We start from the raw sequence: 24,044 nt of genomic DNA, 5'->3' as shown, positions 1-24,044 counted from the left end.
CGGACGCCCGGCGCGGACGGGCGGTACATCCGATCGGCCGGACGTATCGGCCATCCGGTCACCCGGCGGACGATAGGCCGACGAAACCGCCGGCCCGGCCCGTCAGTTCGCGCTGGCGAGCGTGACCTGGTTGTAGTCCGGGTACGCCGGGAAGTCGCCGATGACGAAGTTGGTGACGTTCGATCCGTGGATGAACGTGTTCTTCGAGTAGATCAGCGGCACGACGGGCGCGTCGGCCATGATCTTCTTATCGGTCTCGGCCCAGATCTTGCCGGCCTCGTCCTGATCGATCGTCTCGGTGGCCTTCTTGATGAGGGCGTCGACGTCGGCGTTCGCGTAGCGGGCGAGGTTGTAGTTGCCGTTGCCGATCTGCGAGGAGTCGAACAGCGGGGAGATGTTCGCGTACGGCGACGGGAAGTCGGGCTGCCAACCGCCGATGACGAGGTCGTAGTCGCCCTCGTTGTTGGTCTCGGCGTCGGAGAACACGTCGTCGTTCAGGGTCTGGATGTCGACGGTGATGCCGGCGCGCTTGAGGCTCGTCTGGATGGACGACGCCTTCTCGGCCTGGTCGGAGGTGGCGATGAGCTTGAGCTTCAGGGAGGTCTGTCCGGCCTCCTTGAGAAGGGCCTTGGCCTTGTCGACGTCGCCGCTGGAGGACGCCTTGTACAGGTCGTACTTCTCACGGCCGGCGATGCCCGGGGTGATGAGCGTGGTGGCGAAGTTGCCGGCGATCTCACCGCCGGCGGTGGTCTGGTAGGCCTTCTTGTCCACCGCGTACTCGATGGCCTGGCGGACCTTCAGATCCGTCACGCGCTTGGTGTTGATGGCGAGGTATTCGAGGGCGCCGTCGCCGCTGGTGACGAGCAGCTTCTTGTAGTTCGGGTTGGCCTGCGCCTGGGCGAGCTGCGCCGGCGGGACGAAGCCGGAGAGGAACGAGTTCTTGCCCTCGCCGGTGCCCTGCATGATGGACTGGGCGGCCACGGAGGTGTCCTGGCTCATCTTGAAGACGATCTTGTCGGGGCCGGCGGTGCGGACCGGATCGGTCTTCTTGTCCCAGTACTTGTTGCGCACGTAGACGGCCTGCTTGCCGGCCTCGTTGGACTCGACCTTGTACGGGCCGGAGGCGACCGGGGTCTTGCCGTAGCCGGAGGCCGGGCCCTTGCCCACGGGCACCGGGGTGAAGGCCGCCAGGGACGCCACCCACGGCCAGTCGCCGAACGGGGCGTTGAGGTGGAAGATGATGGTCTTGTCGTCCGGGGTCTCGATGGAGTCGAGCTCCTGGCCGTCGAACGGGCCGTGGTAGTCCTGCGCGCCCTCGAGCAGCGTCTTGTGGTAGCTCAGGCCGCCGGTCAGGGAGTCGGCGAAGGAGCGCTCGAGGCCGTACTTGATGTCCTTGGAGGTGATCGGCGTGCCGTCGTCGAACTTGATGCCGTCCTTCAGGGTGTAGGTCCAGGTCTTGCCGTCGTCGCTCGGCTCGCCGGTGGTGGTGGCGAGGTCGGGCACGACCTTCGTCTCGCCGCCCTTGGTGACCTTCCAGGCCGTCAGACGGCGGAAGATGTTGCCGTTCGAGGTGATGGGCAGGCCCTGGCTCTTGGCCGGGTCGAGGTCCATCTCGGTGCTGGACAGCAGGATGTTCAGGGTGCCGCCCTTGACGCCGGCGGACTGGCCGTCGGAGCCGTTGGCGGTGTTGTTGCTCGCGCCGCATCCGGACAGCGCGAGCACGGCCGCGCAGACGCCGGCGACGGCGACGCGCAGTGCGTGCTTCTTGATCATGGTTGGTTTTCCTCTCTATCGCGCCGTCGCCCTCGCGGTCGGCGGCGAACAAATCATGGATGCGCGGTGTGGTGCGCGCGGGTCGCTCAGCTGCGGCCGAGCGTGACCCTCGGGTCGAGCAGGCTGTAGCAGATGTCGACGATCAGGTTGGCGATGATCACCAGCACGGCCGCGAACAGGGTCGCGCCGACGAGCACCTGCAGGTCGAGGTTGGAGACGGAGTCGAGCAGCAGCGCGCCGAGGCCCTGCATCGAGAACACCTTCTCCGTGAGGACCGCGCCGCCCAAGAGGCCGCCCAGGTCGAGACCGAACATGGTCATGACCGGCAGCATCGCGTTGCGCAGCGCGTGCTTGAAGACGATCACCGACTCGGGCACGCCCTTGGATCGGGCGGTGCGGATGTAGTCCTGGCTGAGTTCCCCGATCATCTGCGTGCGCGTGATGCGCGTGTAGCCGGCGGCGCTCAGGATCGCGAGCACCAGCCACGGCAGGATCAGGTGGTAGAACCAGTCGACCGGGTCGTCGGTGAAGTTCACGTAGCCGCCGGACGGGAAGATCTGGATGACCAGCGCGAACGCGATCACCATGAGCAGGCCGATCAGGTAGGACGGCGCCGAGACGCCGACGACGGACAGGCCGAGCAGCGTGCGGTCGACGATCGTGTCGCGCTTCAGGGCGGCCCACACGCCGGTGGCGACGCCGATGACGAGCCACAGCACGGCCGCGCCGACGGCGATCGAGGCGGTGACCGGGAAGCGGTCGGCGATCAGCTGGCTGACCGGCTCGCCGAGACGGAACGAGTAGCCCAGGCACGGCGCATTGCACACGACCGCGCCGCCGCCGGTGCCGAACGTGCGGCCGACGAAGATGCCCGCGATGTAGTTGCCCATCTGCACGTACCACGGCTGGTCGGTGCCCATGAACGCGGCGACGCGGCTGAGCTGCTCGGGCGTGCAGGGCTTGCCGCAGGACAGCTGCGCCGGGTTGGTGGGCAGCAGGAAGAAGATGAGGAACAGCGCGAGCGTGATGAGCAGGATGACGAGCAGCGAGCTCGCCACGCGCTTGCCGATGTATGCGAGGATCTTCATGCGCGCACCCCCTTGCGCGGGTCGATGGCGTCGCTCAGGCCGTCGCCGAGCAGGTTGAATCCGAAGGTGAGCAGGAACAGCGCGCCGCCCGGGAACAGCAGGTACATCGGGTCGACGAGCGCCCACTGCACGGCGTCGGAGATCGAACGGCCCCACGACGGGGTCGGCGGGTTCATGCCCACGCCGAGGAACGACAGGCCGGCCTCGGCGCCGATGCGGCCCGGGATCGACAGCGTCACGTTGACGATGAGCAGGGGCAGCAGGTTCGGCAGGATCTGGTGCCACAGCACGTGCGCGGGGCTGGCGCCCATGACGCGCGAGGCGACCGCGAAGTTGCGCTTGCTTAAGGTGAGCGTCTGGCCGCGCACGAGTCGGGCGATGCCGGGCCATCCGAAGAAGCCGAGCACGAGCGTGAGCAGCAGCGGGCGCGGGAAGCTCTGCGGCACGACGACCGACAGCGCGATCGCGAAGATGAGGAACGGGAATCCGAAGAACACGTCCATCGTGCGCGAGATCAGCGCGTCGGCCAGTCCCGGGAAGTACCCGGCGATGAGGCCCAGCGTCACGCCGATCACCAGGGAGATGACCGACGAGAACAGGCCGATGCCGAGCGAGATGCGCGTGCCGTACGCGACGATCGAGAACAGGTCGACGCCGCGCAGCGGGGTCACGCCGAACCAGTGGCTCGCGCTGATGCCGCCGCCGAAGCCGGTGGGCACGGAGGCCGCGCCGAGCGCCTCGGGGTGCTCGGCGTACGGGTCGTTGCCGGTGATGGCGGACAGCGGCCCGGCGAAGACGGCGAGCAGGACGAAGAACACGACGATCGCGCCGCCGACGATGATGGAGGAGCGCAGATACGGGGACCGGGCCTTGTCGGCCGCACCGGCCCCGCCGGCCGCCTTCCCCGCTGTTCCGCGCGTTCTCGGATTCGCGCGCGACGTCACATCCGTCATGATCGTTTCGCTCCTCTTTCTTGGTCGAACACAAAGCGTAGCCGTTTTCGGGCCACTTCAAGACCCACGGTCATCAGAGAAACTGATGGCAGGCTATTCCTCCCCGCCATTCCGCGGATCGGCGGGGGTATCGACTTTGTCTATAGGCCGTCCCCGTCTCATGGAATCACCACGATACGAGATATTTCGACCTGAAACAAGGGGGATGTGCGGTCGCCTCGGCGTTCAGCGCCCGGCGGCGAGCGCGGTCGTACGCTCCATGAACCGTGCGAGGAAGCGCGGCACGTCCACGCCGACGGCGACCCGCGTGGTCTTGTCGGGGTCGGTCAGGCGCGCGCGGTCGCCGATCGTGCGGCCGCGGAACGGGCCGTCGAGGTCGACCTTGAGGTTGACTCCGATGGTTTCGACGAGGCCCGGGTCAAGGGCGGCGGCGACGGCGAGCGGGTCGTGCAGGCCGCAGCCCCTCACCTCGGGCTGGTGGGCGAGGTAGTAGTCGATGTAGTAGTCGGTCATGTCGGCGAGGAAGTCGCCGGCCGGGGTCTTCAGGGCGCGCCACTGCGCCGTGCCCTCGCGCGTGAGGGCGGTCTGGTGCGTCACGTCGAGGCCGATCATCGTCGTGCGCGCGCCGCAGCGGAACAGACGGTCGGCGGCCTCGGGGTCCTGGCTGATGTTCGCCTCGGTGCAGGGGCTCACGTTGCCGGGGACGGTCAGCGCCCCGCCCATCAGGGTGATGTGAGCGCCGGAGTCGATGACGTCCGGAGCCTTGGCCATGACGGTCGCCATCGTGGTCATCGCGCCGGTCGGTACGATCGTCAAGTTCTCGCCGTAGGTGCGGGCCGCGTCGATGATGAAGTCGACGGCGGAGCCGGGCGCCTCGGGGGCGCGCGGCGAATCGGGGATCACGGCGCCGCCGAGGCCGTTGGGCGCGTGGACGGCGACCGACCCGGCGGACGGGATCCACGGTCCGTTCGCCGCCTCGTCGTAGGTCAGCGGATGGTCGACGCCCGGGTGGACGGGCACGTCGTCGCGGCCGAACAGGTGCAGCACGGCGAGCGAGTTGCGCACGCCGCGTTCGACGGTCACGTTGCCGTACGTGCCGGTAATGCCGATGAGGTCAGCCTCGTCGGCGCTGCCCAGCGCGTACGCGATCGCCAGGGCGTCGTCGATGCCCGTGTCCAGATCCAGAATCAGCTTGCGTTCCGCCATGGTCTCCCCCTGCTCCTTATTTTCCGACTCGTCATGCGCCGTACGCGCATATACCGCCGGCCGTTGCGGCATCCGTGCGTCGGACGCCCCGATCGCCGGTCCGCCGCCTCCCATTATCGCCGCCTCCCCGGCCAAGCCCGGCGGTTCGCCTGCGAGCGGGCGTCCTGTCTTCCCCCCGGACCCCGCACCCCTTGCGATAGGCTGGTTCCTTATGAAGATCGATATCGTGAGCGTGTTCCCCGAGTACTTCGACGTGATGAATCTGTCCCTGATGGGCAAGGCGCAGGACAAGGGCCTGCTGACCATCACCGCGCACAACCTGCGCGACTGGACGCACGACGTGCACCATTCGGTCGACGACACCCCGGTCGGCGGCGGCGCCGGCATGGTGATGAAGCCCGTCGTCTGGGCCGAGTGCCTCGACGAGCTGCTCGGCCTCGAGCCGGGCGAGGTCGCGGCTACGGAGGTCGAGACCGAGACCGACGAAACGGGCGACGCCGCGGAGGCGGGGACCGTCCCCGGAAACGGCGTCCCCGCCGAACCGTCCTCCACGGACGTTCCCGATGCCGGCGACGCCCATGCGCCGGTCCTCATCTTCCCCAATCCCTCGGCGCCGCTGTTCACGCAGGCCGACGCGACCGAACTCGCCGCGACCGACCATCTGCTGTTCGGCTGCGGCCGCTACGAGGGCTACGACGCACGCATCCCGGAGTACTACCGTTCGCGCGGCATCGACGTGCGCGAATATTCGATCGGCGACTACGTGTTGAACGGCGGCGAGGTCGCGGCCTCGGTGATGATCGAGGCGATCACCCGCCTGATGCCGGGCTTCATGGGCAACTCCGACTCCATCGTCGAGGAGTCCTACACGGGCGCCAACGCGCTGCTCGAGCACCGTCAGTACACCAAGCCGGCCGAATGGCGCGGAATCAAGGTCCCGGACATCCTGCTGTCGGGCGACCACGGCAAGGTGGACCGCTACCGGCGCGACGAGGCGCTGGAGCGCACGAACGAGATCAGGCCGGACCTGATCGCCAAGCTCGACTGCAAGGCGCTCGACAAGGCCGACCGCAAGACCCTGATGGCCCTGGGATGGGAGGTCTCGGCCGCGCATCCAAGGAGGATCTGAGGATTCCGGTTCCCGATTTTCACACCGGAAAAATCGGGAACCGGAACCGCACGGAAACGCACAAGCCCGGAATCAGGCTTCCGCTTGATTCCGGGCTTTCGCATGTTCATATGCACAGGTCTCCGGTTCCCGATTCCGACACCGCGGAAATCGGGAACCGGAGACCTTGTGATTTACAAACCAAACACCTTGACGCGATCGTCGGCCGGCTTCTTCTCGACCGGGCCGGCGGGCTGGGCGACGACGCCGAACGGCATCTGGGCCTGGAGCTTCCAGCTGGTCGGCAGACCGAACTCGGCGGTGACGGCCTCGTCGATCAGCGGGTTGTAGTGCTGCAGGGAGGCGCCCAGACCCTTCTCGGCGAGGGCGGTCCACACGGCGAGCTGCAGCATGCCGGCGGCGTCGCGGGCGAAGCCCGGGAAGTTGGCGGCGTAGGCCGGGATGTTCTCCTGCAGCTGCTTGGTGACGTCCTCGTCGTCGTAGAACAGGACGGTGCCGTGGCCCGCGGCGAAGGCGTTGATCTTGGCCTCGGTGGACTTGAAGGCCTCCTCGTCGCCCACGACCTTGCGCAGGGTCTCCTTGACGATGTCCCACAGCTTCTGGTTGGCGTCGCCGAACAGGACGACGGCGCGCTGCGGCTGGGAGTTGAAGGCGCTCGGCACCTCGACGGTGACCTTCTTGACCAGATCGGCGATCTCCTGATCGCTGATCGGGGAGGCGTCGGTCAGGGCGTACTGAGAGCGGCGCTTGGCGAGTTCCTCGACGAAGTTCGACATGATTCGTGTCCCTTTCACATGCTCACGCCCGAATCGGGCTGACACCGGTCGATCCCGACATCATGAAATATCTCGATTCGAGCTATCGTTTCCGCATACCACGATACGAGGTATCCACGACGACACGCAAGCGGCCATGATTTCAGCCCACAGCGAAATAAAGGGGCAACACGAACGGCGCGCGGCGGAATCGCACCGAGATGCCTGACCGCTCCGCTCTCGGCCTGCAGGTCGATGAGCAGTCGATGGTCTGACGCATCCCGGGCCGCGAGAACCCTCAGTCCTTTTCGATGTAGAACACGGCCGTCTCGCCGTAGTCGCGCCGGTCGGTGACGCCCCAGCCGGACGGCGGGGTCGGATCGTCGGACCGGGTCGAGCGCTCCAGCACGATCACCGTGCCCTCGCCGGCCATGCCCGAGGCCGCCAGATCGGCGAGCAGCCTCTCGCAGTCCGACGTCTCGAACGCGTAGGGCGGGTCGATGAAGATCACGTCGTACGCGTCGGCCGTCGGGCCGCCGGCCGCGTCATGCGCCGGCGCGGCGAACTGCTCCGCCCTGGCCCTCACCACGCGCGCCCGCATGTCCGCCTCCCACGCGCGGTTGCGCTTGAGCGCGCCGAGCGTCTTCGCGATCAGCGCGGCGGCGGGACCGTTCGCCTCGACCGCGACGAGCTCGCGGGCCCCGCGCGAGAGCGCCTCGACGCCCAGCGCGCCGGTGCCGGCGAACAGGTCGAGCACGCGCGCGTCGTCAAGCACGCCCCACGAGTCGAGGCGGGAGAAGATCGCCTCCTTGGTGCGGTCGGTGGTGGGGCGGGTCACGCTTTTCGGCGTGGTCAGCGCCACGCCCTTGAATCGTCCGGAAATCACACGCATGGGGATCGACCTTAGTTGGAGGTGAGGAAGGTTTCGTTGCCGCGCGTGAAGTCGAGCACCGCGCCGGCGAGCTGCACCTGCCCGGCCAGGTCCGGATCGTCGGCGAGCAGCCGTTCGGCGCGCGAGCGGGCGTCGCCGATGATGTCGGCGTCCTTGACGACGCGCAGCAGCTTGAGTCCGGACTTGGCGCCCGACTGGGCGTCGCCGAGCACGTCGCCGGCGCCACGCAGCTCGAGGTCGGCCTGCGCGATCTCGGCGCCGTCGAGCGAGCCGCGGATGACCTCGAGCCGCTGCGCGGCGACCGATCCGGCCTCGGCGCGCGAGACGAGGAACGCCCAGCTGTCGGTGCCGCCGCGGCCGACGCGGCCGCGCAGCTGGTGCAGCTGGGACAGGCCGTACCGGTCGGCGTCGAAGATCACGATGCAGCTGGCCTGCCTGACGTCGACGCCCACCTCGATGACGGTGGTCGCGACGAGCACCGGCGTCTCGCCGGACGCGAAGGAGGCCATGACGGCGGTCTTGACGTCGTCCTTGTCGCGGCCGGTCAGCGTCGCGAACTCGACGCCCGCGAACTGCGGCAGGGACCTCAGGCGCGCGGCGATCTCGGCGACCGAGTGCAGCGGCGGACGCGCGACGGCCTCGCCGTTCTCGTCCAGCGTCTCGAACAGGTCCTCGATGCCGTCGGACACGCGCTCGTCCGCGGCGGCGCCCTTCGGGCGGGACCGCCCCGCCGCGCCGGCATCGTCGTCGTCCGCCCCGTCCGCGTCGATGCGCGCGCACACGACGTACGCCCGCTCCCCCGCGTCGATGCGCTGGCGGATGTGCGCGAACATGCTCCCCATCATCGCGCCGTCGGATTCGTCGATGACGAACGTGCGGATCGGCTTGCGCCCGCCGGGCAGCTCGGTCAGCCACGAGATGTCGAGGTCGCCGAACCAGGTCATCGCGGCGGTACGCGGGATCGGGGTGGCGGTCATCACCAGCAGGTGCGGCGACGTGCCGTCGACGGACGCCGCGTTGAGCGACTCGCGCTGCTCGACACCGAAGCGGTGCTGCTCGTCGATGACGACGAGCGCGAGGTTCGGCGCCTGGAACGTCTTGGAGAACGCGGCGTGCGTGGCCACGATGATGCCCGGCTCGCCGCCGGCCGCGGCCGCGAGCGCCCTGCGGCGCACCGCAAGCCGCATGCCGCCGGTGATCAGCGTGACCGGCACCGACGCGGGCGATGCCGCCGCGCCGTCCCCGATCCCCGGCTTCCCGGCGTCGGCGGCCCCGTCGGCGTCCGACATGCCGCCGTCCATCGCCCCCACCATCCGGCGGATGGTGTCGTAGTGCTGTTCGGCGAGCACCTGCGTGGGCGCGACGAGCACGGCCTGACGCCCCGCGCTGACGGCCTGCATCATCGCGGCGAGCGCGACGACGGTCTTGCCGGAGCCGACCTCGCCCTGCAGCAGGCGGCGCATCGGCCGGTCGCCGGCCATGTCGCGCGCGATGTCGTCGACGACCGCGCGCTGCCCGTCGGTCAGCGTGAACGGCAGCGACGCGAGGAACCGGTCGCGCAGCGTGCCGTCGACGCGCGCGGCGTCCCCGTCCCCGGCCGCACCTTGCGCGGGATCGCGCGCCTCCAGCGGACAGGGGTGCGCCTTCGACTGGTGCACGGAGTCGCGCGCCCGAAGCAGCGCGGTCTGGCAGACGAACGCCTCCTCGTAGCGCAGCGTGTCGATGCCCCCGCGGAACGATTCGACCGAACTCGGATCGTGGATCGCGCGGAACGCCTCGGCGCGGTGCATGAGCCCGCGGCCGACGCGCACGTCCTCGGGCAGCACGTCGGGGATGGCACCGGCGAGCGTGCCGGCGAAGCGCTCCTCGTCGTCGTGCGACTGCAGGGCGATGTCCTCGACGCCGGGGGCGACCATGTCGCGCCCGCCGAGCGCCCACATGAGGTTCAGGATCGTCTCGTGGATGCGTTCGCTGGACAGTCGCGCGGACGCATGGTAGACGGGCCGGGGCCGGCAGACGCGCGCGAGGCCCTCGGCCGCCGACGGCGCGTCGTAGGACGCGGCGGGACGCGGCGACGCGGCCGCGGGGACGGCGTCGGCCGCGAACGCGACCCACGGGTCGGCCCCCTGCACGACGGCCGGCGCGGACGGGGCGACGGTGAGGATCTGCGGATGCGTGAACTGCAGCTGCCCGCCGAATTCCCCGGCCTGGCCGGCGACGACGACGCACGCGCCGCGCACCAGACGCCCGGAGACCCAATCGATGTACCCACGCTTATGGGAGAAGAACACCAGACGCGCCTGGCCGGGGGCCACACCGCGCGATCGGGCGAAATCGGCGTCGTCGACGATCACCTCGAGCCGCAGCATGCGTCCGGTCATCACGCGCGACGAACGGACCGTCGCGACGAACGCCATCGGCTCGCCGATGCGGGCCTCGCGCAGGGCGCGGGCGGGCACCGGGCTCGTCACGCGGAACGGATAGTAGGTCAGCGCGTCGCCGATGGTCTCGATGCCGAAGGATTTGAGCGCGGACACGCGCCGCTTGTTCGTCAGCAGCGAGGCGACCCGGGTATCCATCGTGATGCTCATGACATTCCATTGTTCCCGGATACGCGGACGCGGGGCCGCCGCGCACCGGCCGAACCTATAGCAAAAGCCCCCGTCGGCGAACCGATGGGGGCTTCGTAACGCTTATGCTATCGCGCACTTCACGCAACCACGCGCTGGACCTTGCCGGCCTTGAGGCACTTGGCGCACACGGAGAGACGAACGTTCTGGCCGTCGACGGTGGTGCGCACCGGCTGCAGGTTCGGGCGGAAGCGACGCTTGTTGCGGATATGCGAGTGAGACACGGTGTATCCGACCTGCGGACCCTTGCCGCACACTGCACAACGAGCTGCCATGATGGACTCCCTTTAACCTTGACTATCAAGTCTTTTTCGCGTTCCGGCCGGACATGTCCGCGCACGTCAGACATTCTCAGACATACGCCGATTGCGTCTAGCCGAACACACAACTTCACGAATATATCCTGAAATGACGACAAACGCAACCGCGGCGTGGTATGCTACCCCGTTCCGGGCCATTCCGCCCCGTTCCGGGCCGCAGCCGGGCCGAAGCCGCCCGCGCGAAAACCGGGCCGCCCCGGCCACATTGCCCCATTTCGCTTCCAGCGTTTCTTCCGGCAATCACGGTACAACTGAACCAAGGGGACGTCCGACGTCCGTCGAACCGCACGCGCACCGTAGCGCAGGCGTCGCGGAAGCCGCATCCCAATCAACGGAACGGCCACGCACGGCCGGATCCACGGGCGCAAGGAGGACATCATGCTCGGATTGACCGTCAACGAGGAGACCATGCTCGGCAGACTGATCGCGAAGCGGCGCGCGGAGCAGGAGGAGGAGCAGCGCCGCCGCGAGGAGGAGCAGTGGGACCGCGACTCCCGGGAGCGCACCGACGGGGCCGAAGACGCCGACGGCGAGCCGCCCGAACACATCCCCGCCGTGATCTCGCTGGGACAGGTGTGGGTCGACATCATGATGGACGTGGACGCACTGCCCGCAAGCGGCGGGTTCGCGGTCGCGGACGCCGCGCATCCGGCGGTCGGCGGCAGCTACCGCGTGCTCGACGCGGTCAGCCGCATGGGGGTTCCGGCCGAGCACGCGGGCGTCGTCGGCAACGGCGTGTGGGCGTCGATGATCCGCAAGGCGTACGAGGAGGACAACATCGCGCACGTGGGCCCGAGCCGCCTCGATCTGGACTCCGGCTTCCGGCTGGTATTCCACGACGGCGACGGGCACAAGACGTTCGTCGCACACTACGGAGCCGAGGCGCGCGGCGACGAGCACACCTTCGACGCGCTCGAACCGGGCGCGGGCGACGTCGTGCACATCTCCGGCAACACGCTGCTCGACCACACGGCCGCCGGCATCGACGAGTTCATGGCCGCCGCCGGCAGCGACCCCGGCAAGCGCCCCTACCGCCTCGTCATCAACCCGACGAACACCCTCAAGCTCGTCAACGACCACCTGCTCGAGGACCTCGTGCTGGCCCGCCCGACCTGGTCGTGCAACCGCCAGGAGGCGACCACCCTGGCCGAACGCCTCGGCATCATCCTCGACGAGGGCGACACCCTGACCGTCGGCGGCGGCTTCGACAAGGCGATGAAGTCGCTGTGCGACGCGCTCGGCAACGCGCTGCGCGCCCCGCTCGTGGTGCGCGCGGGCTCGCGCGGCGCATGGGTGCGCGAACCGGGCGGCGAGGTGCTGCACGTCGAGGGGTACCCGACCAAGGGCGTGCACACGCGCTCCGCCGGCTCCTGCCACACCGGCGCGATGTGCGCGATGCTGGCCAAGGGCTGGTCGCTCGCCGACGCGGTGAACATCGCCAACGCGGCCGCCTCGCTCGCGATCCAGCGCTCGCGCGCCGGCGTGCCGGTCTGCCCGACCGCCGAGGAGGCCATCGCGCTCGCCGGCGTCGCGCCGGAGGGACCGTCGGAGACCGACGCGACGGAGTGATTCCGCTTCGGTTCCACTTCCTAGGCACTTTTCGCGTTTACTAGGCAGGTTCCCGTGGACATGCGCGTCGGAATCCCCTGTTTCCCGGCCGCGCTACGGGCCGATACCCGCACTCACCTGCCTAGGAAATGCGAAAAGTGCCTAGGATTTGCACCCGGAGGCACCATGACGGCCCGCATCGGCATAATTCACCCTGCGTTCACCGGAAACCGTTCCCCCGGCGTTCGGAGCATCCGTACGATTGCAGGTAGTTTCGAACGTCAGGAGTCATCATGTCCGAAAACACCGTCATCGGTGTGCAGCCGCTTGCATCCGCGAAACTCACGGCCCGCGAGAAGAAGTGGATCGTCTACGACGTGGGCAACTCCGCGTTCGTGCTGCTGTCGACCGCCGTCATCCCGATCTACGCGAAGTCGCTGATGCCGGCCGACGGCAACATCGTGTCCGCGTGGGGCTACGCGCAGACGATCGCCTCGCTGGTGATTGCGCTGCTCATGCCGCTGCTCGGCTCGATCGCCGACGTGCAGGGCATGAAGATCAAGTTCTTCCTCGGCTTCTTCGGCACGGGCGTGGTGATGTGCTGCGCGATGGCGCTGCCGCTGACCTGGCTGCCGTTCCTCGTCGTCTACGTGCTGGCGACGATCGGCCTCAACGGCTCGCTCACGTTCTACGATTCGATGCTCATCGACACGACGTCGAACGAGCGCATGGACAAGGTCTCCTCGCACGGCTACGGCTGGGGATACGTCGGCTCGACGGTGCCGTTCATCGTCTGCATCGCGCTGATCTTCGGCGGTCCCGCGCTCTTCGGATGGTCGACGGTCGCCTGCACGCGCGCCTCGTTCGTCATCACGGCTCTCTGGTGGGTCGCGTTCACGATCCCGCTGCTGACGAGTTACCGTCAGGTCCACTACCGCGCGACCCGCGACCACACGCGCGAGGCCGTGCGCGGCACGTTCACCGAACTCGCCGGCACGCTGCGCAAGCTCGTGAAAAACAAGCCGCTGTGGATGTTCATGATCGCGTTCTTCTTCTACATCGACGCGGTGAACACCGTGATCTCGATGAGCACGTCGTACGGCACGCAGCTCGGCATCGACTCGACGCAGCTGGTCGTGGCGCTCCTGGTCACGCAGTTCGTCGCGTTCCCGTGCGCGATCCTCTACGGCCGTCTCGCCGGCCGGTTCGGATGCAAGCCGATGATCATGGCCGCGGTGATCGCGTACATGGGCATCGTGTTCTTCGCGACGTTCTTCCTCAAGTCGGCGCTCGAGTTCTGGGTGTTGGCGATTCTGGTCGGCATGTTCCAGGGCGGCATCCAGGCGCTGTCGCGCTCCTACTACGGCAAGATCATCCCCAAGGAGCACGCCAACGAGTACTACGGCCTGTACGACATCTTCGGCAAGACGGCCTCGATCCTCGGCACGTTCCTCGTGGCCACGACCACGTCCCTGACCGGCAACGCGTCGCTCGGCGTCCTGTCCATCGCGATCCTGCTCGTCGTCGCCCTCGTCTTCCTCACCCTCCAGAAGGACCCGGCCAAGACGGCGTGACGGCGGCACGTTTCGCCGTCCGTACGGGTACACAGATGTCCACCTGTTCCTCTGCCGCCGGTTGCGGACTGATACATTGGGCCGCATCGGACCGTTGGGAATCATCGATCCGACCGGAAGGAGGGGATGCCGATGCACGGCGACGATTCGGAGGACCGGCCTCGATACGGCCATATGCTCGGCGGGCATCTGGCGCTGGACACGATCGTCTCGTTCCCGATCAGTCTGCTGGCCGCGTGGCTGGGATTGCGGCTCATCGCGCACGCCGCGTTCGACGCCGGCGAACTGGCCGCATCGCTGGCAATCACCTGGCTGGGCGTATCGCTGATCGATTCGCGTCTCGACTACGAACTGCAACGGGCGACGAACCGCACCGCGCCGCCGATGCCGCGGCCGATGGTCGCCGTCAAGATGGCGCTGCCGTTCGCTCTGCCGTGGCTCGCGGCCATATGGCATGCGGACATGACGACCGTCGCGGCCGCGAGCGTCGCCGCCGGAGCAATCCGTCTGGTGGAGATCATCGGACTCGAACGACCGTGGCGGGGCGAGGATCAGGAGACGATCGACCGGCGGCGCCGGGAGCTGCAACGCATCACCCGCGAGACGGCCAAGGAAATCCGCGAGGAACGGCAACCCCGAACCGACGCCTACGACCCCTACAACCTGCGCGGCAAGCACTGAACACCGCGCAGAGAATCGTTCTCAATAGTAAACGTGCGAGCCGAACGCACATTCCCGCACAACCGAACATCGCGCGGAACCCCGGAATATCAGCGCATCCGGGCTGGCGACTGTTCGATTCGCCCCTCGGCATGGCGCACACGTTTGTTATTGAGAACGATTCTCTGCGCCACCATATGACGACTACCGGTCCAACCGATCCCGGAACAGCCAGACGACGACGCTGACGACGCCGCACAGCAGTCCACCGATCGGCCAAGGAATCCAGAAGAACCGGTGGCCGACGTCGAGAAACAGCAGCGTGAGTCCGATGATCGTGGCCACGAGCATGATGATGCCAGACACCGCCCCGGACAGCCGCTCGGAGAACGGCAGATCGCCGTCACGCTTCCCGCGTTCGATCCGAGTCTCCTTGTTGTAGCGGGCGATGTCCAGCATTCCGTACCGCAGGCCGCCGTACACGAATCCGAACACGGCCGCCGCGGACAGCAACAGCATGACGGCGTTCGGCCATCCCGCGCCGATGCCCCTCACCTCGTCCATGTACACGACGATCGCGATGCCGACGAGAATCGCCGCGACGCCCGCAATCACGCCGACCGTCAGTACACGCGCCTCGCGGCCGCGGTCGTCCTCGGTGTAGAAATCCTCGACGTACGGATGACGCCGCCTGAAAGCGACATGCGCCATGCCGCCCGGAATCAGCAACGCGAGTCCGACGACCACACCCACGCAGATGCAGACGAACATCAGGAAGTCGTTGAGCGGGTTGGGCCCGATGATCGACCGCTCCGAGTCGAACAGGTTGGCGATGCCGACCGACGCGATGATCGTCGAGACACCGGACGCGATCAGCATCGAGAATCGCAACCGATGAGCGTCGTATCCGGTGATGTCCTTGGGCAGCGCGGTGGCCGGCGCACTCGTGGGAGATACGCCCTTGGCCGGTGCCCCCGAGGCCGGCATGCCCGTCGGAATCGACGCACCGTCCGCGGGCACGGCACTCTCTCCATCCGTCGATGCCGACGTGACGGACCCGGGCCGGTTCACATCGCCGAGCACGAGGTCATCGAGCGTGCAGCCGAACAGGTCGCAGATCGCCAACAGCTTGTCCATTTCGGGATACGCCTTCTCGGATTCCCATTTCGAGATCGCCTGTCGCGAGACGCCGAGCAGCATCGCGAGCTGCTCCTGCGTCATGTTGCGTTTCGCGCGCAGCGTCTGCAGGTTGGTGCGGAAAGTCATCGTCATCATCCCCCTTCAATCGGTGGTTTCATCTCGCCACATCCGAACGATGATTCCACTGTGGCACGGCGGTGCCGTCGCCGCCACCATCTTCCGGTTGCAATACCGAAACGCAACCGAACAACGCCCGAATCTCAACGCAACCAGTGGTTGCATCGGCGACATTCCGCCGTTCCCGACACCATCACCCACCTCCAATGGCAAATACATGTCGATTCGTATATCAATTGCAGTCATAATCGACCACAAATGACATCAAGCAAGATGGGAGCGCTCAGGACAGCGAGCCACAAGTCCCGACAGGGGAACATACGCTCGTCGAGACCGCATCGCATGCTTCATCGTCGACGCCGACCGCCGCTGCGGCACCGACCGACGGCTACCGGCGGCGAGACGTCTCGGGAACGCCGAGACGACGTTTGCGGGCACCGATGGGTTCGATCATCAGGCCGAGGTGCTGCAGATGCACGAGCAGCGCGACGGCGATGCCGCCGAGCAGGATGACCGGTACGATGCTCGCCTCAAGGCCGAACGCGCCGCCGGTGAGGATGTCGGGGCCGCTCCATTGCGCGACGAACCACGACTGCTGGTCGCCGTTGCCGGAGACGACGGAACCGAAGATCGGTCCCTCGGCGATGTTCCACATGAAGTGGAAGCCCATGCACCACCACAGCGACCGCGTGGCCAGATACACCGCGCCGAACAGCAGCCCCGCCTCGATCGCGATCGCGAGGCCGCCCCATACGGTGCCGTCCTGATTGGCCAGGTGAGCCAGACCGAAGATCAATGCGGACAGGATCACCGCACCCCACGAGCCGAGACGTTCCTCGGTGAGTCGCAGAAGCACGCCGCGCATCATGATCTCCTCGGCGATGCCGGCCGTGAATCCCAGACGCAGCAGGTCGCCCCACGGACTGTACCCGGCGTTGAATCCGACGATGCGGTAGCCGCCGAACAGGGCGATCACGCCGATGCACACGCTGATGCACACGAAGGCGGCGACGATGCCGCGCACCGCGTCGAACGCACGGCGCGGCGCCAGTTCGATCGGCGCACGACGCCCCTCCATGACGCGCACGACGATCGCATACGCCACTATGGCGGCGATGAGCTCCACGATGGACGTCAGCGCCTTGACTGCCGGCGTCATGGAGGACATCACGATTTTCCCGCCCTCGAACGACGGCTGGTGGAAGACATCCGACGGCAGGGCGAACGCCATGATGACGCCGACGACGATGCCCACGACGATCATGCCGCCAAGCAATAGCCCCACGAACGCCAGGCCCCTCGCCCACGGTCTAAATCGCTTGGGCTCCCGCGGGTCGTACCGGCGCAGGGGATGATCGTCGGTCAGCAGATCATCCCGTCGGATCGACGGCGCCCGCCCCAGCAGCATGCGATGGACATTACGGAAATCCGGCGACCCGGATGGTCCTGACGACGAGGTGACGTTCATGGCAGGCTCCCTTCACTGCGATGCTGCGATGTCCTTTCAGTACAGCACAACGGCCGCGACCGGCACGTCGAAGGGCGCCTCCCCTCGATGAACCGCACATGAATATCGAATGAACCCGCGATGAATGCATCCTGCTCATCACCGGCCTGATCGCCTGCGTCGTGGGGCTCAAGCTCGTCGATTGACGGCCGAGGCGCGGAGGCGCCCGGTCAGCTAGCGTCCCAGCAGCCCGGAGATCTGTCCGATGACGTCGGTGGGCAGCCCCATCCGTTCGGCGATCGACCCCAGATCGAGGTTCTCGCCCTGTTCCCGGATCGCACCGGCGACCGCGCCGATCTGATCGGCGGAGACGTGCTCCTCGGCGAGCGCGGCGAGGTCGTCCACCTGCACCGCGTTGAGATGATCGCCGGCGACCTGCGCGATCTCGCCGAGCTGGTCGGCGTTGAACCGTTCGCCGATCACGGCCGGCAGTTCGCCCACCGCGCCGAGGTCGAATTGCCTGAGCGCCTCCGCGGCCCGTCCGGCCACGTCCCCCGTCAGGTTGCCGGCGGCCTCGCCCAGTACGCCGGACGCATTGTCCGCAAGCCCGCCGAGCGCGTCGCCCAACGCGCCGGACGCAAGATTCCTCAATCCGTCGAACAGTCCCATATCCATGTCCCCTTTGTCATGCCGTCATATGCCGCCGCGGCCGCGCCGGACGCCGGACGCGCCCGATGCGCGCCGATTGCTCAATCGTACCGTTTCACGGCTCTCGACGCCGGTCCGACATCTGTGAGATTCCTCAAACCCGACCGACCGCCCCACGTCCCGCCGACTAGACTGGGAATCGATGGGGCCGCCGAAAACACGGCGGCTCCGCCGATGCAAGGAGGTCATCATGATCGATCATGTCGGATTGTTCGTCAAGGACGCGAATGAGCGCGCGGACTTCTACGCGAAGCTGCTCAAGCCGCTGGGATACGCGAAGAAGCATGAGTTCCCGGGCGCGGTCTGCTTCGAGAACACGGAGGACGGCGACAGCGTGTGGATCCAGTCGCCGAAGGACGGCAACCCGCTCGTCCCGGCGCATCTCGCGTTCCGCGCCGCCGATCAGGACGTGGTCAAGGCGTTCCACGCGGCCGGGCTCGCGGCGGGCGGCGTCGACAACGGCCAGCCCGGCCCGCGTCCGAACTACGGCCCGACCTACTACGCCGCGTTCATCCACGACCCCGACGGCAACAACATCGAGGCCTGCCTGCAGTAGCAGCACGTCGGCTGTGGTGGTGGAGACGCTCCCCACCACCACAGCAACAAGTCACATTCGCTGAAACTCTTCGTTCAGTATCGCGTATTCCAGCTCGTCTTCCCAATGCGTTCCGGCGTCACCCACATATTTCACCTTTTGGACGTAATGGGCCTCTTTGCGTAAACCGCATTTCTCCATCACCTTCCACGAGCCGATGTTGTCCGGATGGCACAGCGCGCACACGCGATGAACCTTCATCACGTCGAAACAGTATTCGAGCAACGCCCTGGTGATTTCCGTGGCGTACCCCTTGCCCCATTCAGGTCGTACGAGCAGCCACCCGAGCATCGCGGTATCGTTCTCATAATCCATATGGATTCGCGCCCGTCCGATTTTTCGCGAATCGGATTTCGCGATCACTGCCATCTCGTAATTCACCTGCGGCAGCGCATCCCAGTCGGACACCACCTGCCGCACATGGTCCCGAATTTCCTCATCCGTCAAACGACCGCACGGCATATACGTCATGATCTCCGGGTCGCCGTACAGCGCGGCGATGATATCCTCATCGTCAAGCGCGAACGGGCGCAGGACCAGCCGTTGCGTCTCCACTCTCATTCCCGATTCCTCTCTGTTTTCCGATTCCGTCGAAGTCCGCACCTTCCCGACCGCCTCCCGACCACGATCAGCCGAGCAGCAGCGGGCGCAGCGACGCCTCGCCGATGAACCTGATGCCGGTCAGACCGGGCACGGCCGCGGCCGCGGCGTCGGCGTTGCGCTGCTTGTCGTCGACGAACGCCGTATGCGCCGGATCGACGCCGAACCGCGCGACGGCGCGGCGGTAGATCTCCGCGTCGGGCTTGTGGATGCGCTCGGCGCTGGAGACGACGACGTCCTTCAGGATGCCGAGCGCCGGAAACAGCTCGCGCGCCGCTTCCACGTACTTCACGGTGAAGTTGGTCAGACCCCAGCAGCGCACGCCCGCCGCGTCGAGATCGCGCAGCAGCTCCGCCATGCCGGGCAGCATGCCGGCGAGCGCGAGCCGCTGCCGCGCGAAGTACGTCGCGAACGCGCGCAGCCGCCGCACCGCGTCCGATTCGGCCGGTTCGTCCGACGTGCCATGCGATCGGAGCCCGTTCGCCCTGACCGCATCGACCGATACGACCCCGACGTCCGATGCGGCAGCCGAACCGGCATCGCCGACACCCACGACCTCATCGATGATGCGACGCGACTCGTCCGCCCCGATATCGTGCCGAGCCGCGTACTCGGCGAGGATCCGCTCCTCGCTCCAGCCCAGGTCGGACAGGATGTCGTAGTGCCAGAACCCGAACGGGTCCGACTTGTCGAAGAGCCGGTCGAGCACGTCGTCGGGGAACAGCCCGTCGACGGCCCGGCGCGGTCTCCAGTCGACCAGCACGTCGCAGAAATCGAAGATCACATCATCATAGGCGGATACGGCACTCATACGCGCCACTGTACGCCGCGGCATGCGCGTGGCCGGACGGTCTTCTCGAGGACCGGCACGGCGGGACCTCGGATACTTGCGATTCCACCGTTTCCGACGCCCTGTCCATACGCCTGACCATATGGAGAGACGCGTCTCGAAAAGACGAGGCGCGATGCTACGGTGTGATGCCGTCAACCGCGGTGACGCCCCGAACGGTCCCCGGAATCAAGGAGGGGCGTCGCCGCAGGGCCGCGCCCACGTTCGATGACCGCACCAATCGAATCGTTTCGAGCATCGCGCGAGTGCGGCGATCGTCCGAAAACCACATCATCATCCCAAGGAACGAAACCATGAAATACACCGTCATCGGCGCTGGCGCCATGGGCCTGCGCTACGGCATCCTGCTGCAGGAGCACACCGACGCGCACGTCGACTTCATCGACGCGTGGGCGCCGCACATCGACAAGATCCGCGAGCAGGGCGGCGTGTACGTCAGCCGCGACCACGAGAACCGCCGCCTCATCCCGATCAACCTGTACACCCCCGAGGAGTACGAGGGCGATCCGGACGTGTGGATCATCTTCATGAAGCAGATGCAGCTCGAGGAGATGCTGGAGCGCTGCGCCCACCTGTTCAAGGACCACCAGGTCGCCTTCAGCGCGATGAACGGCTGGGGCCACTTCGAGAAGATCGCCAAGTACTTCCCCGAGGACCGCATCTACGGCGGCACCGCGCTCGTCGCGACCGTGCTCAACGGCCCGGGCGACGTGGACTTCATCGGCAAGTCCGGCGCCGGCACGATGCACATGTGCGCGATGACCAACGAGGTCACCGACATCGAGAAGGCCATCTTCGCCGACTTCCAGCAGGCGAACCTCAACCCGGAGATCTCCGACGACTTCAAGGGCATGTGCATGGCCAAGATCGTGTTCAACTCGGTGGTCAACACCCTGTGCACGATGTACCAGATCACGATGGGCCAGTTCATCAGCTACCCGGGCGCCCGCGAGATGGCCATGCAGCTGATCAACGAGGCGTACGACGCGTGCGACCGCGCCGGCATCAAGCTCATCAACACGCGCGCCGAGGAGCTCGAGTCCGTCGACTACGTCAGCCGCACCGGCAACCCGCTGCACTACCCGTCGATGTACCAGGACATGAGCCGCGGCCGCAAGACCGAGGTCGACTTCATCAACGGCTACATCGCCAGGCTGGGCCGCGAAAACGACTACGTGTGCCGCACGCACGAGTTCCTGACGCACGGCGTGCATCTGGCCGAGCTCGCGTTCCAGTACCATCATCAGAAGTAGCGCGCAGAGAATCGTTCTCAATAGCAAACGTGTGAGCCATCCGCACGGAACCGCACAACCGAACATCCCCCGTTTTCCCCGGAATTCCAAGGGAAAACGGGGAACAGATGTTCGTTTGGTGGCCCGTCGGGGCCCACACGTTCGTCGTGGGGTGTGATTCCGTGCGCGCCCCGACGCCGCCTGTGGCGCCGCCTCCCCCGTCATCGGGGCGAGCCGCGAGGAAGAGCGCGCCTCACACCAGGCCGTCGGCCTCCAAAGCCGCGTGCATGCGGTCGAAGCACTCCCCCAGCAGCGGGTAGGGCATCGCGAAGTTCATGCGCACGCATCCGGCGCCGCACTCACCGCACTCGCGCCCGTCGGTCAGCGCGACGCCGGCCTTCTCGAGGAAGTATCCGGCCGGATCGTCCAATCCGAGCGGCGAGAAGTCAAGCCACGCGATGTACGTGCCCTGCGGCGGCACGTACCGCACGCGGGAGAATCGCGTGCGCATCTCCTCGTTGACGAGCGCGATGTTGCGTTCGATGTACCTGAGCACGCCGTCGAACCACGCGCCGCCGCCGTCGTACGCGGCGGTGGTCGCGATGGCGCCGATGGTGGCGGTCTGGTGCTCGGACCATTCCGCGTTGCGCATCCACATGTCGAGGTCGTCGGGATTGGTGAGGATCACCTGCGCGCACTTGGTGCCGGGGATGTTGAACGATTTCGAGGCGGAGGTGGAGGTGAACGCCTGCATCGCGGTCCGCTCGTCGATCGACGCGAACGGCACGTGCCGGTAGCCCTGGTAGACGAACGGCGCGTGGATCTCGTCGGAGAAGATGCGCACGTCGTATTTCGCGGCCAGATCGGACAGGCGCAGCATCTCGTCGAGCGTCAGCACCTTGCCGATCGGGTTGTGCGGGTTGCACAGCGTGAACGCGCGGCAGCCGCCGGCGAACGCGCGCTCGATCGCGTCGAAGTCGAACAGCCAGCCGTCGCCGGCGCGCAGCATCGGGATCTCGATGACGTCGACACCGTACAGGCGCGGCACGCTCAGGAACGGCATGTACGCGGGAGTCGGCACGACGATCGCGTTGCCGGAACGCACGATCTCGCGCAGGAACACCTCGAACGCCTCGAGCACATCCGGCACGGGGCGGATGACGGCCGGGTTCACGGTCCAGTCGTAGCGCAGCTGCCATGCGGCGCAGGAGCGCGCGACCTCCCTCTTCCACGGGTCGGGGATGTAGCCGAGCGCGCCGCGCGCGGTCGCCTGCTCGATGGCCTCGGCGACGCACGGCGCCAGGCCGTAGTCCATTTCCGCGATGAACGCCCCGATACAGCCGGGGTGGCGGGTCCACTTGTCCGACCCGATGCGTTCGAGCTCCTCGATGCTCTCCGCGTCGATGCGCGCGGCGTCGAAGCCGCCGTCGAGGGTCCTGTCGAGTGTGGTTGCGTATGCGGTGCCGTTCATATCCATGACGCCCATTGTTCGCCGTGCGCTCCGGCCGCTCAACGCCACGGCTCCCCGGAATCGTGATGGCGTGCGCAACATCGCTTATCGCCCGCCGGCCATGCCCGGGATATTCCGTCGGCCGCCTCGACCGGTCTTCCGCAAATCGCGAATCGGACGACGACCGCTCTTCCGACCGGAGTCCCGTCGCCCCGCACTATGTCTGCCGGGCCTACACGGTCAGATAGGTGCGTGACGTACGCCGCAGCTCCTCGATGAGCGGTGTCAGCGCCGGCCTCTCGTCGCCCGCACGCGTGACGACGCCGATCTCGCGCGACGCGTAGTCGTCCGCGACGGGGCAGGCGATCAGATCGTCCTGAAGATTGATGCGCGTGTCCAGTTCGGGCACGAGGGAGACGCCCATGCCGACCTCCACGAGGTTCTGCGTCGCCCAGTAGTCGTCGGTCGCGTGCCGGATGTCCGGGGTGAAGCCGGCGCGGGACGCGAGTTTGACGAGATTGGCGCGGCAGGTCGCACATCCGGCGATCCACGGTTCGTCCCGCGCCTCGGACAGCGGCACCGGCTCGCCATCCGTCTCGAACCGTCTGGCGATCGTGCCGGACCGCCGCACGAGCAGCCGCAGCGGATCGTCGCCGAGTCTGTGGAAGACGAGGTCGTCGCCGATCGGCAGGAACGCGGGGATGCCGCTGTAACGGAACACGACCGCCGCGTCGGCCTTGCCCTGCGCGATCAGGGCGATGGCCTCCGGCGGCTCCATCTGGGTCAGACTCAGTTCGATGTCGGTGACCATGCCGAGCCGGACGACGGCGCGCGCGGCGATCGTCGAACAGATCGACGGCGGAGCGACCAGCGTGAGATGGGTGAAGCGCTGTTCGCGATAGTCCTTCAGCTCGCGCGTCGCCCGTTCGAGCCGGTCCGCGATGGCCTCGCCGTGACGAGCGAGCATCGCGCCAGTGGCGGTCAGCGCGACGCCGTGCGGCGTGCGCGTGACCAGTTCGGCGCCACACTGCGTCTCGAGTTTCTTGATCTGTTGGCTGATGGCCGGCTGCGACCATCCGGTCGCCTTGGCCGTGGCGGAGAACGACCCGTACTGTTCGATGCGCCACAGCGTGACCAACGACTGCGGATTGAGATCAGGATTATCCGCCATGGCCGGCTCCTTCGCTCGTGGTTTTGAGTATGGGAAACCCCCGGGAGCCGTGTGGCTCGACCGGGGGTTTCGTGCGTGTGTAGCGGCGACGTGCTACTCTCCCACATCCTCTCGGGTGCAGTACCATCGCCGTGCAAGGCCTTAGCTTCCGGGTTCGGAATGGGACCGGGCGTCTCACCTTGGCTATGGTCGCCGCAAATCTTCTG

The 24,044-nt window shown here is 67.1% G+C and carries 21 protein-coding genes and 1 rRNA gene; 6 read left to right on the top strand and 16 right to left on the bottom strand.

Features of this window, described 5'->3' with window-relative positions; all coding sequences use genetic code 11:
* Positions 1-102: 102 nt before the first annotated feature.
* From JS528_RS10705 to JS528_RS10690, 4 genes are all read right to left on the bottom strand, one after another.
* Complete coding sequence (locus tag JS528_RS10705) at positions 103-1,773, bottom strand: ABC transporter substrate-binding protein (RefSeq protein WP_214359030.1); 1,671 nt, start codon at positions 1,771-1,773, stop codon at positions 103-105.
* Between the two features lie 86 nt (positions 1,774-1,859).
* Complete coding sequence (locus JS528_RS10700) at positions 1,860-2,861, bottom strand: ABC transporter permease (protein ID WP_214359029.1); 1,002 nt, start codon at positions 2,859-2,861, stop codon at positions 1,860-1,862.
* Entirely contained in the window at positions 2,858-3,814 is a 957-nt protein-coding gene (locus JS528_RS10695; RefSeq protein ID WP_214359028.1) for an ABC transporter permease, read from the bottom strand. The genes JS528_RS10700 and JS528_RS10695 overlap by 4 nt, the downstream gene beginning before the upstream one ends.
* 225 nt (positions 3,815-4,039) lie before the next feature.
* On the bottom strand, positions 4,040-5,020 hold the full coding sequence (locus tag JS528_RS10690) for a nucleoside hydrolase (RefSeq protein WP_214359027.1): 981 nt from the start codon (positions 5,018-5,020) through the stop codon (positions 4,040-4,042).
* A 211-nt stretch (positions 5,021-5,231) separates the two neighbouring features.
* On the opposite strand from JS528_RS10690, the gene trmD reads away from it, so the two are divergent.
* Complete coding sequence (gene trmD / locus JS528_RS10685; protein ID WP_214359026.1) at positions 5,232-6,149, top strand: tRNA (guanosine(37)-N1)-methyltransferase TrmD; 918 nt, start codon at positions 5,232-5,234, stop codon at positions 6,147-6,149.
* Positions 6,150-6,322: 173 nt separating this feature from the next.
* Here the strand turns inward: trmD and JS528_RS10680 are convergent, their stop codons facing one another.
* The 4 genes from JS528_RS10680 to rpmB all read right to left on the bottom strand — a co-directional run bounded on the left by JS528_RS10680 (position 6,323) and on the right by rpmB (position 10,701).
* On the bottom strand, positions 6,323-6,925 hold the full coding sequence (locus JS528_RS10680) for a nitroreductase family protein (RefSeq protein WP_214359025.1): 603 nt from the start codon (positions 6,923-6,925) through the stop codon (positions 6,323-6,325).
* Between the two features lie 277 nt (positions 6,926-7,202).
* The gene (gene rsmD / locus JS528_RS10675; RefSeq protein ID WP_214359024.1) at positions 7,203-7,796 is read right to left on the bottom strand and encodes a 16S rRNA (guanine(966)-N(2))-methyltransferase RsmD; all 594 of its coding nucleotides are present in this window, start codon (positions 7,794-7,796) and stop codon (positions 7,203-7,205) included.
* Between the two features lie 11 nt (positions 7,797-7,807).
* Positions 7,808-10,387 (bottom strand): ATP-dependent DNA helicase RecG, encoded by a 2,580-nt coding sequence (locus JS528_RS10670; protein ID WP_240541462.1) that lies wholly within the window; start codon positions 10,385-10,387, stop codon positions 7,808-7,810.
* A 119-nt stretch (positions 10,388-10,506) separates the two neighbouring features.
* Complete coding sequence (gene rpmB, locus JS528_RS10665) at positions 10,507-10,701, bottom strand: 50S ribosomal protein L28 (protein ID WP_214359023.1); 195 nt, start codon at positions 10,699-10,701, stop codon at positions 10,507-10,509.
* A gap of 423 nt (positions 10,702-11,124) precedes the next feature.
* On the opposite strand from rpmB, the gene JS528_RS10660 reads away from it, so the two are divergent.
* The 3 genes from JS528_RS10660 to JS528_RS10650 all read left to right on the top strand — a co-directional run bounded on the left by JS528_RS10660 (position 11,125) and on the right by JS528_RS10650 (position 14,549).
* Positions 11,125-12,315 (top strand): PfkB family carbohydrate kinase, encoded by a 1,191-nt coding sequence (locus tag JS528_RS10660; protein WP_240541461.1) that lies wholly within the window; start codon positions 11,125-11,127, stop codon positions 12,313-12,315.
* A 272-nt stretch (positions 12,316-12,587) separates the two neighbouring features.
* Positions 12,588-13,868: an MFS transporter gene (locus tag JS528_RS10655; RefSeq protein ID WP_214359022.1), complete on the top strand. Its 1,281-nt coding sequence runs from the start codon at positions 12,588-12,590 to the stop codon at positions 13,866-13,868.
* A gap of 126 nt (positions 13,869-13,994) precedes the next feature.
* A complete protein-coding gene (locus JS528_RS10650) occupies positions 13,995-14,549 on the top strand; it encodes a hypothetical protein (RefSeq protein ID WP_214359021.1) in 555 nt (184 codons plus the stop codon).
* A gap of 183 nt (positions 14,550-14,732) precedes the next feature.
* Here JS528_RS10650 and JS528_RS10645 read toward each other — a convergent pair whose 3' ends face one another.
* From JS528_RS10645 to JS528_RS11660, 3 genes are all read right to left on the bottom strand, one after another.
* Complete coding sequence (locus tag JS528_RS10645) at positions 14,733-15,794, bottom strand: helix-turn-helix transcriptional regulator (RefSeq protein ID WP_214359020.1); 1,062 nt, start codon at positions 15,792-15,794, stop codon at positions 14,733-14,735.
* Positions 15,795-16,173: 379 nt separating this feature from the next.
* Complete coding sequence (locus JS528_RS10640) at positions 16,174-17,193, bottom strand: CPBP family intramembrane glutamic endopeptidase (protein WP_214359019.1); 1,020 nt, start codon at positions 17,191-17,193, stop codon at positions 16,174-16,176.
* Positions 17,194-17,466: 273 nt separating this feature from the next.
* A complete protein-coding gene (locus JS528_RS11660; RefSeq protein WP_240541460.1) occupies positions 17,467-17,901 on the bottom strand; it encodes a hypothetical protein in 435 nt (144 codons plus the stop codon).
* Positions 17,902-18,130: 229 nt separating this feature from the next.
* On the opposite strand from JS528_RS11660, the gene JS528_RS10625 reads away from it, so the two are divergent.
* The gene (locus JS528_RS10625) at positions 18,131-18,496 is read left to right on the top strand and encodes a VOC family protein (RefSeq protein WP_214359018.1); all 366 of its coding nucleotides are present in this window, start codon (positions 18,131-18,133) and stop codon (positions 18,494-18,496) included.
* Between the two features lie 51 nt (positions 18,497-18,547).
* Here JS528_RS10625 and JS528_RS10620 read toward each other — a convergent pair whose 3' ends face one another.
* Both JS528_RS10620 and JS528_RS10615 read right to left on the bottom strand, forming a co-directional pair.
* Positions 18,548-19,096, bottom strand: coding sequence for a GNAT family N-acetyltransferase (locus tag JS528_RS10620; protein WP_214359017.1), 549 nt, complete (start codon positions 19,094-19,096; stop codon positions 18,548-18,550).
* Between the two features lie 67 nt (positions 19,097-19,163).
* The gene (locus JS528_RS10615; protein WP_214359016.1) at positions 19,164-19,946 is read right to left on the bottom strand and encodes an HAD-IA family hydrolase; all 783 of its coding nucleotides are present in this window, start codon (positions 19,944-19,946) and stop codon (positions 19,164-19,166) included.
* A 332-nt stretch (positions 19,947-20,278) separates the two neighbouring features.
* Here JS528_RS10615 and JS528_RS10610 point away from each other — a divergent pair, with 332 nt between their 5' ends.
* Positions 20,279-21,238, top strand: a complete 960-nt coding sequence (locus tag JS528_RS10610; RefSeq protein ID WP_214359015.1) for a ketopantoate reductase family protein — start codon at positions 20,279-20,281, stop codon at positions 21,236-21,238.
* Between the two features lie 232 nt (positions 21,239-21,470).
* On the opposite strand, the gene JS528_RS10605 is transcribed toward JS528_RS10610, so the two are convergent.
* From JS528_RS10605 to rrf, 3 genes are all read right to left on the bottom strand, one after another.
* A complete protein-coding gene (locus JS528_RS10605; protein WP_240541459.1) occupies positions 21,471-22,688 on the bottom strand; it encodes a MalY/PatB family protein in 1,218 nt (405 codons plus the stop codon).
* Between the two features lie 211 nt (positions 22,689-22,899).
* Positions 22,900-23,838: a LysR family transcriptional regulator gene (locus JS528_RS10600; RefSeq protein ID WP_214359013.1), complete on the bottom strand. Its 939-nt coding sequence runs from the start codon at positions 23,836-23,838 to the stop codon at positions 22,900-22,902.
* A gap of 80 nt (positions 23,839-23,918) precedes the next feature.
* Positions 23,919-24,035, bottom strand: a 5S ribosomal RNA gene (gene rrf, locus JS528_RS10595).
* Between the last annotated feature and the right edge of the window lie 9 nt (positions 24,036-24,044).

The sequence above is a fragment of the Bifidobacterium santillanense genome, assembly GCF_018555385.1.
Lineage (GTDB): Bacteria > Actinomycetota > Actinomycetes > Actinomycetales > Bifidobacteriaceae > Bifidobacterium > Bifidobacterium santillanense.
The sequence above is the reverse complement of the archived record's forward strand: the minus strand, read 5'-3'. Positions and strand labels throughout refer to the sequence as shown.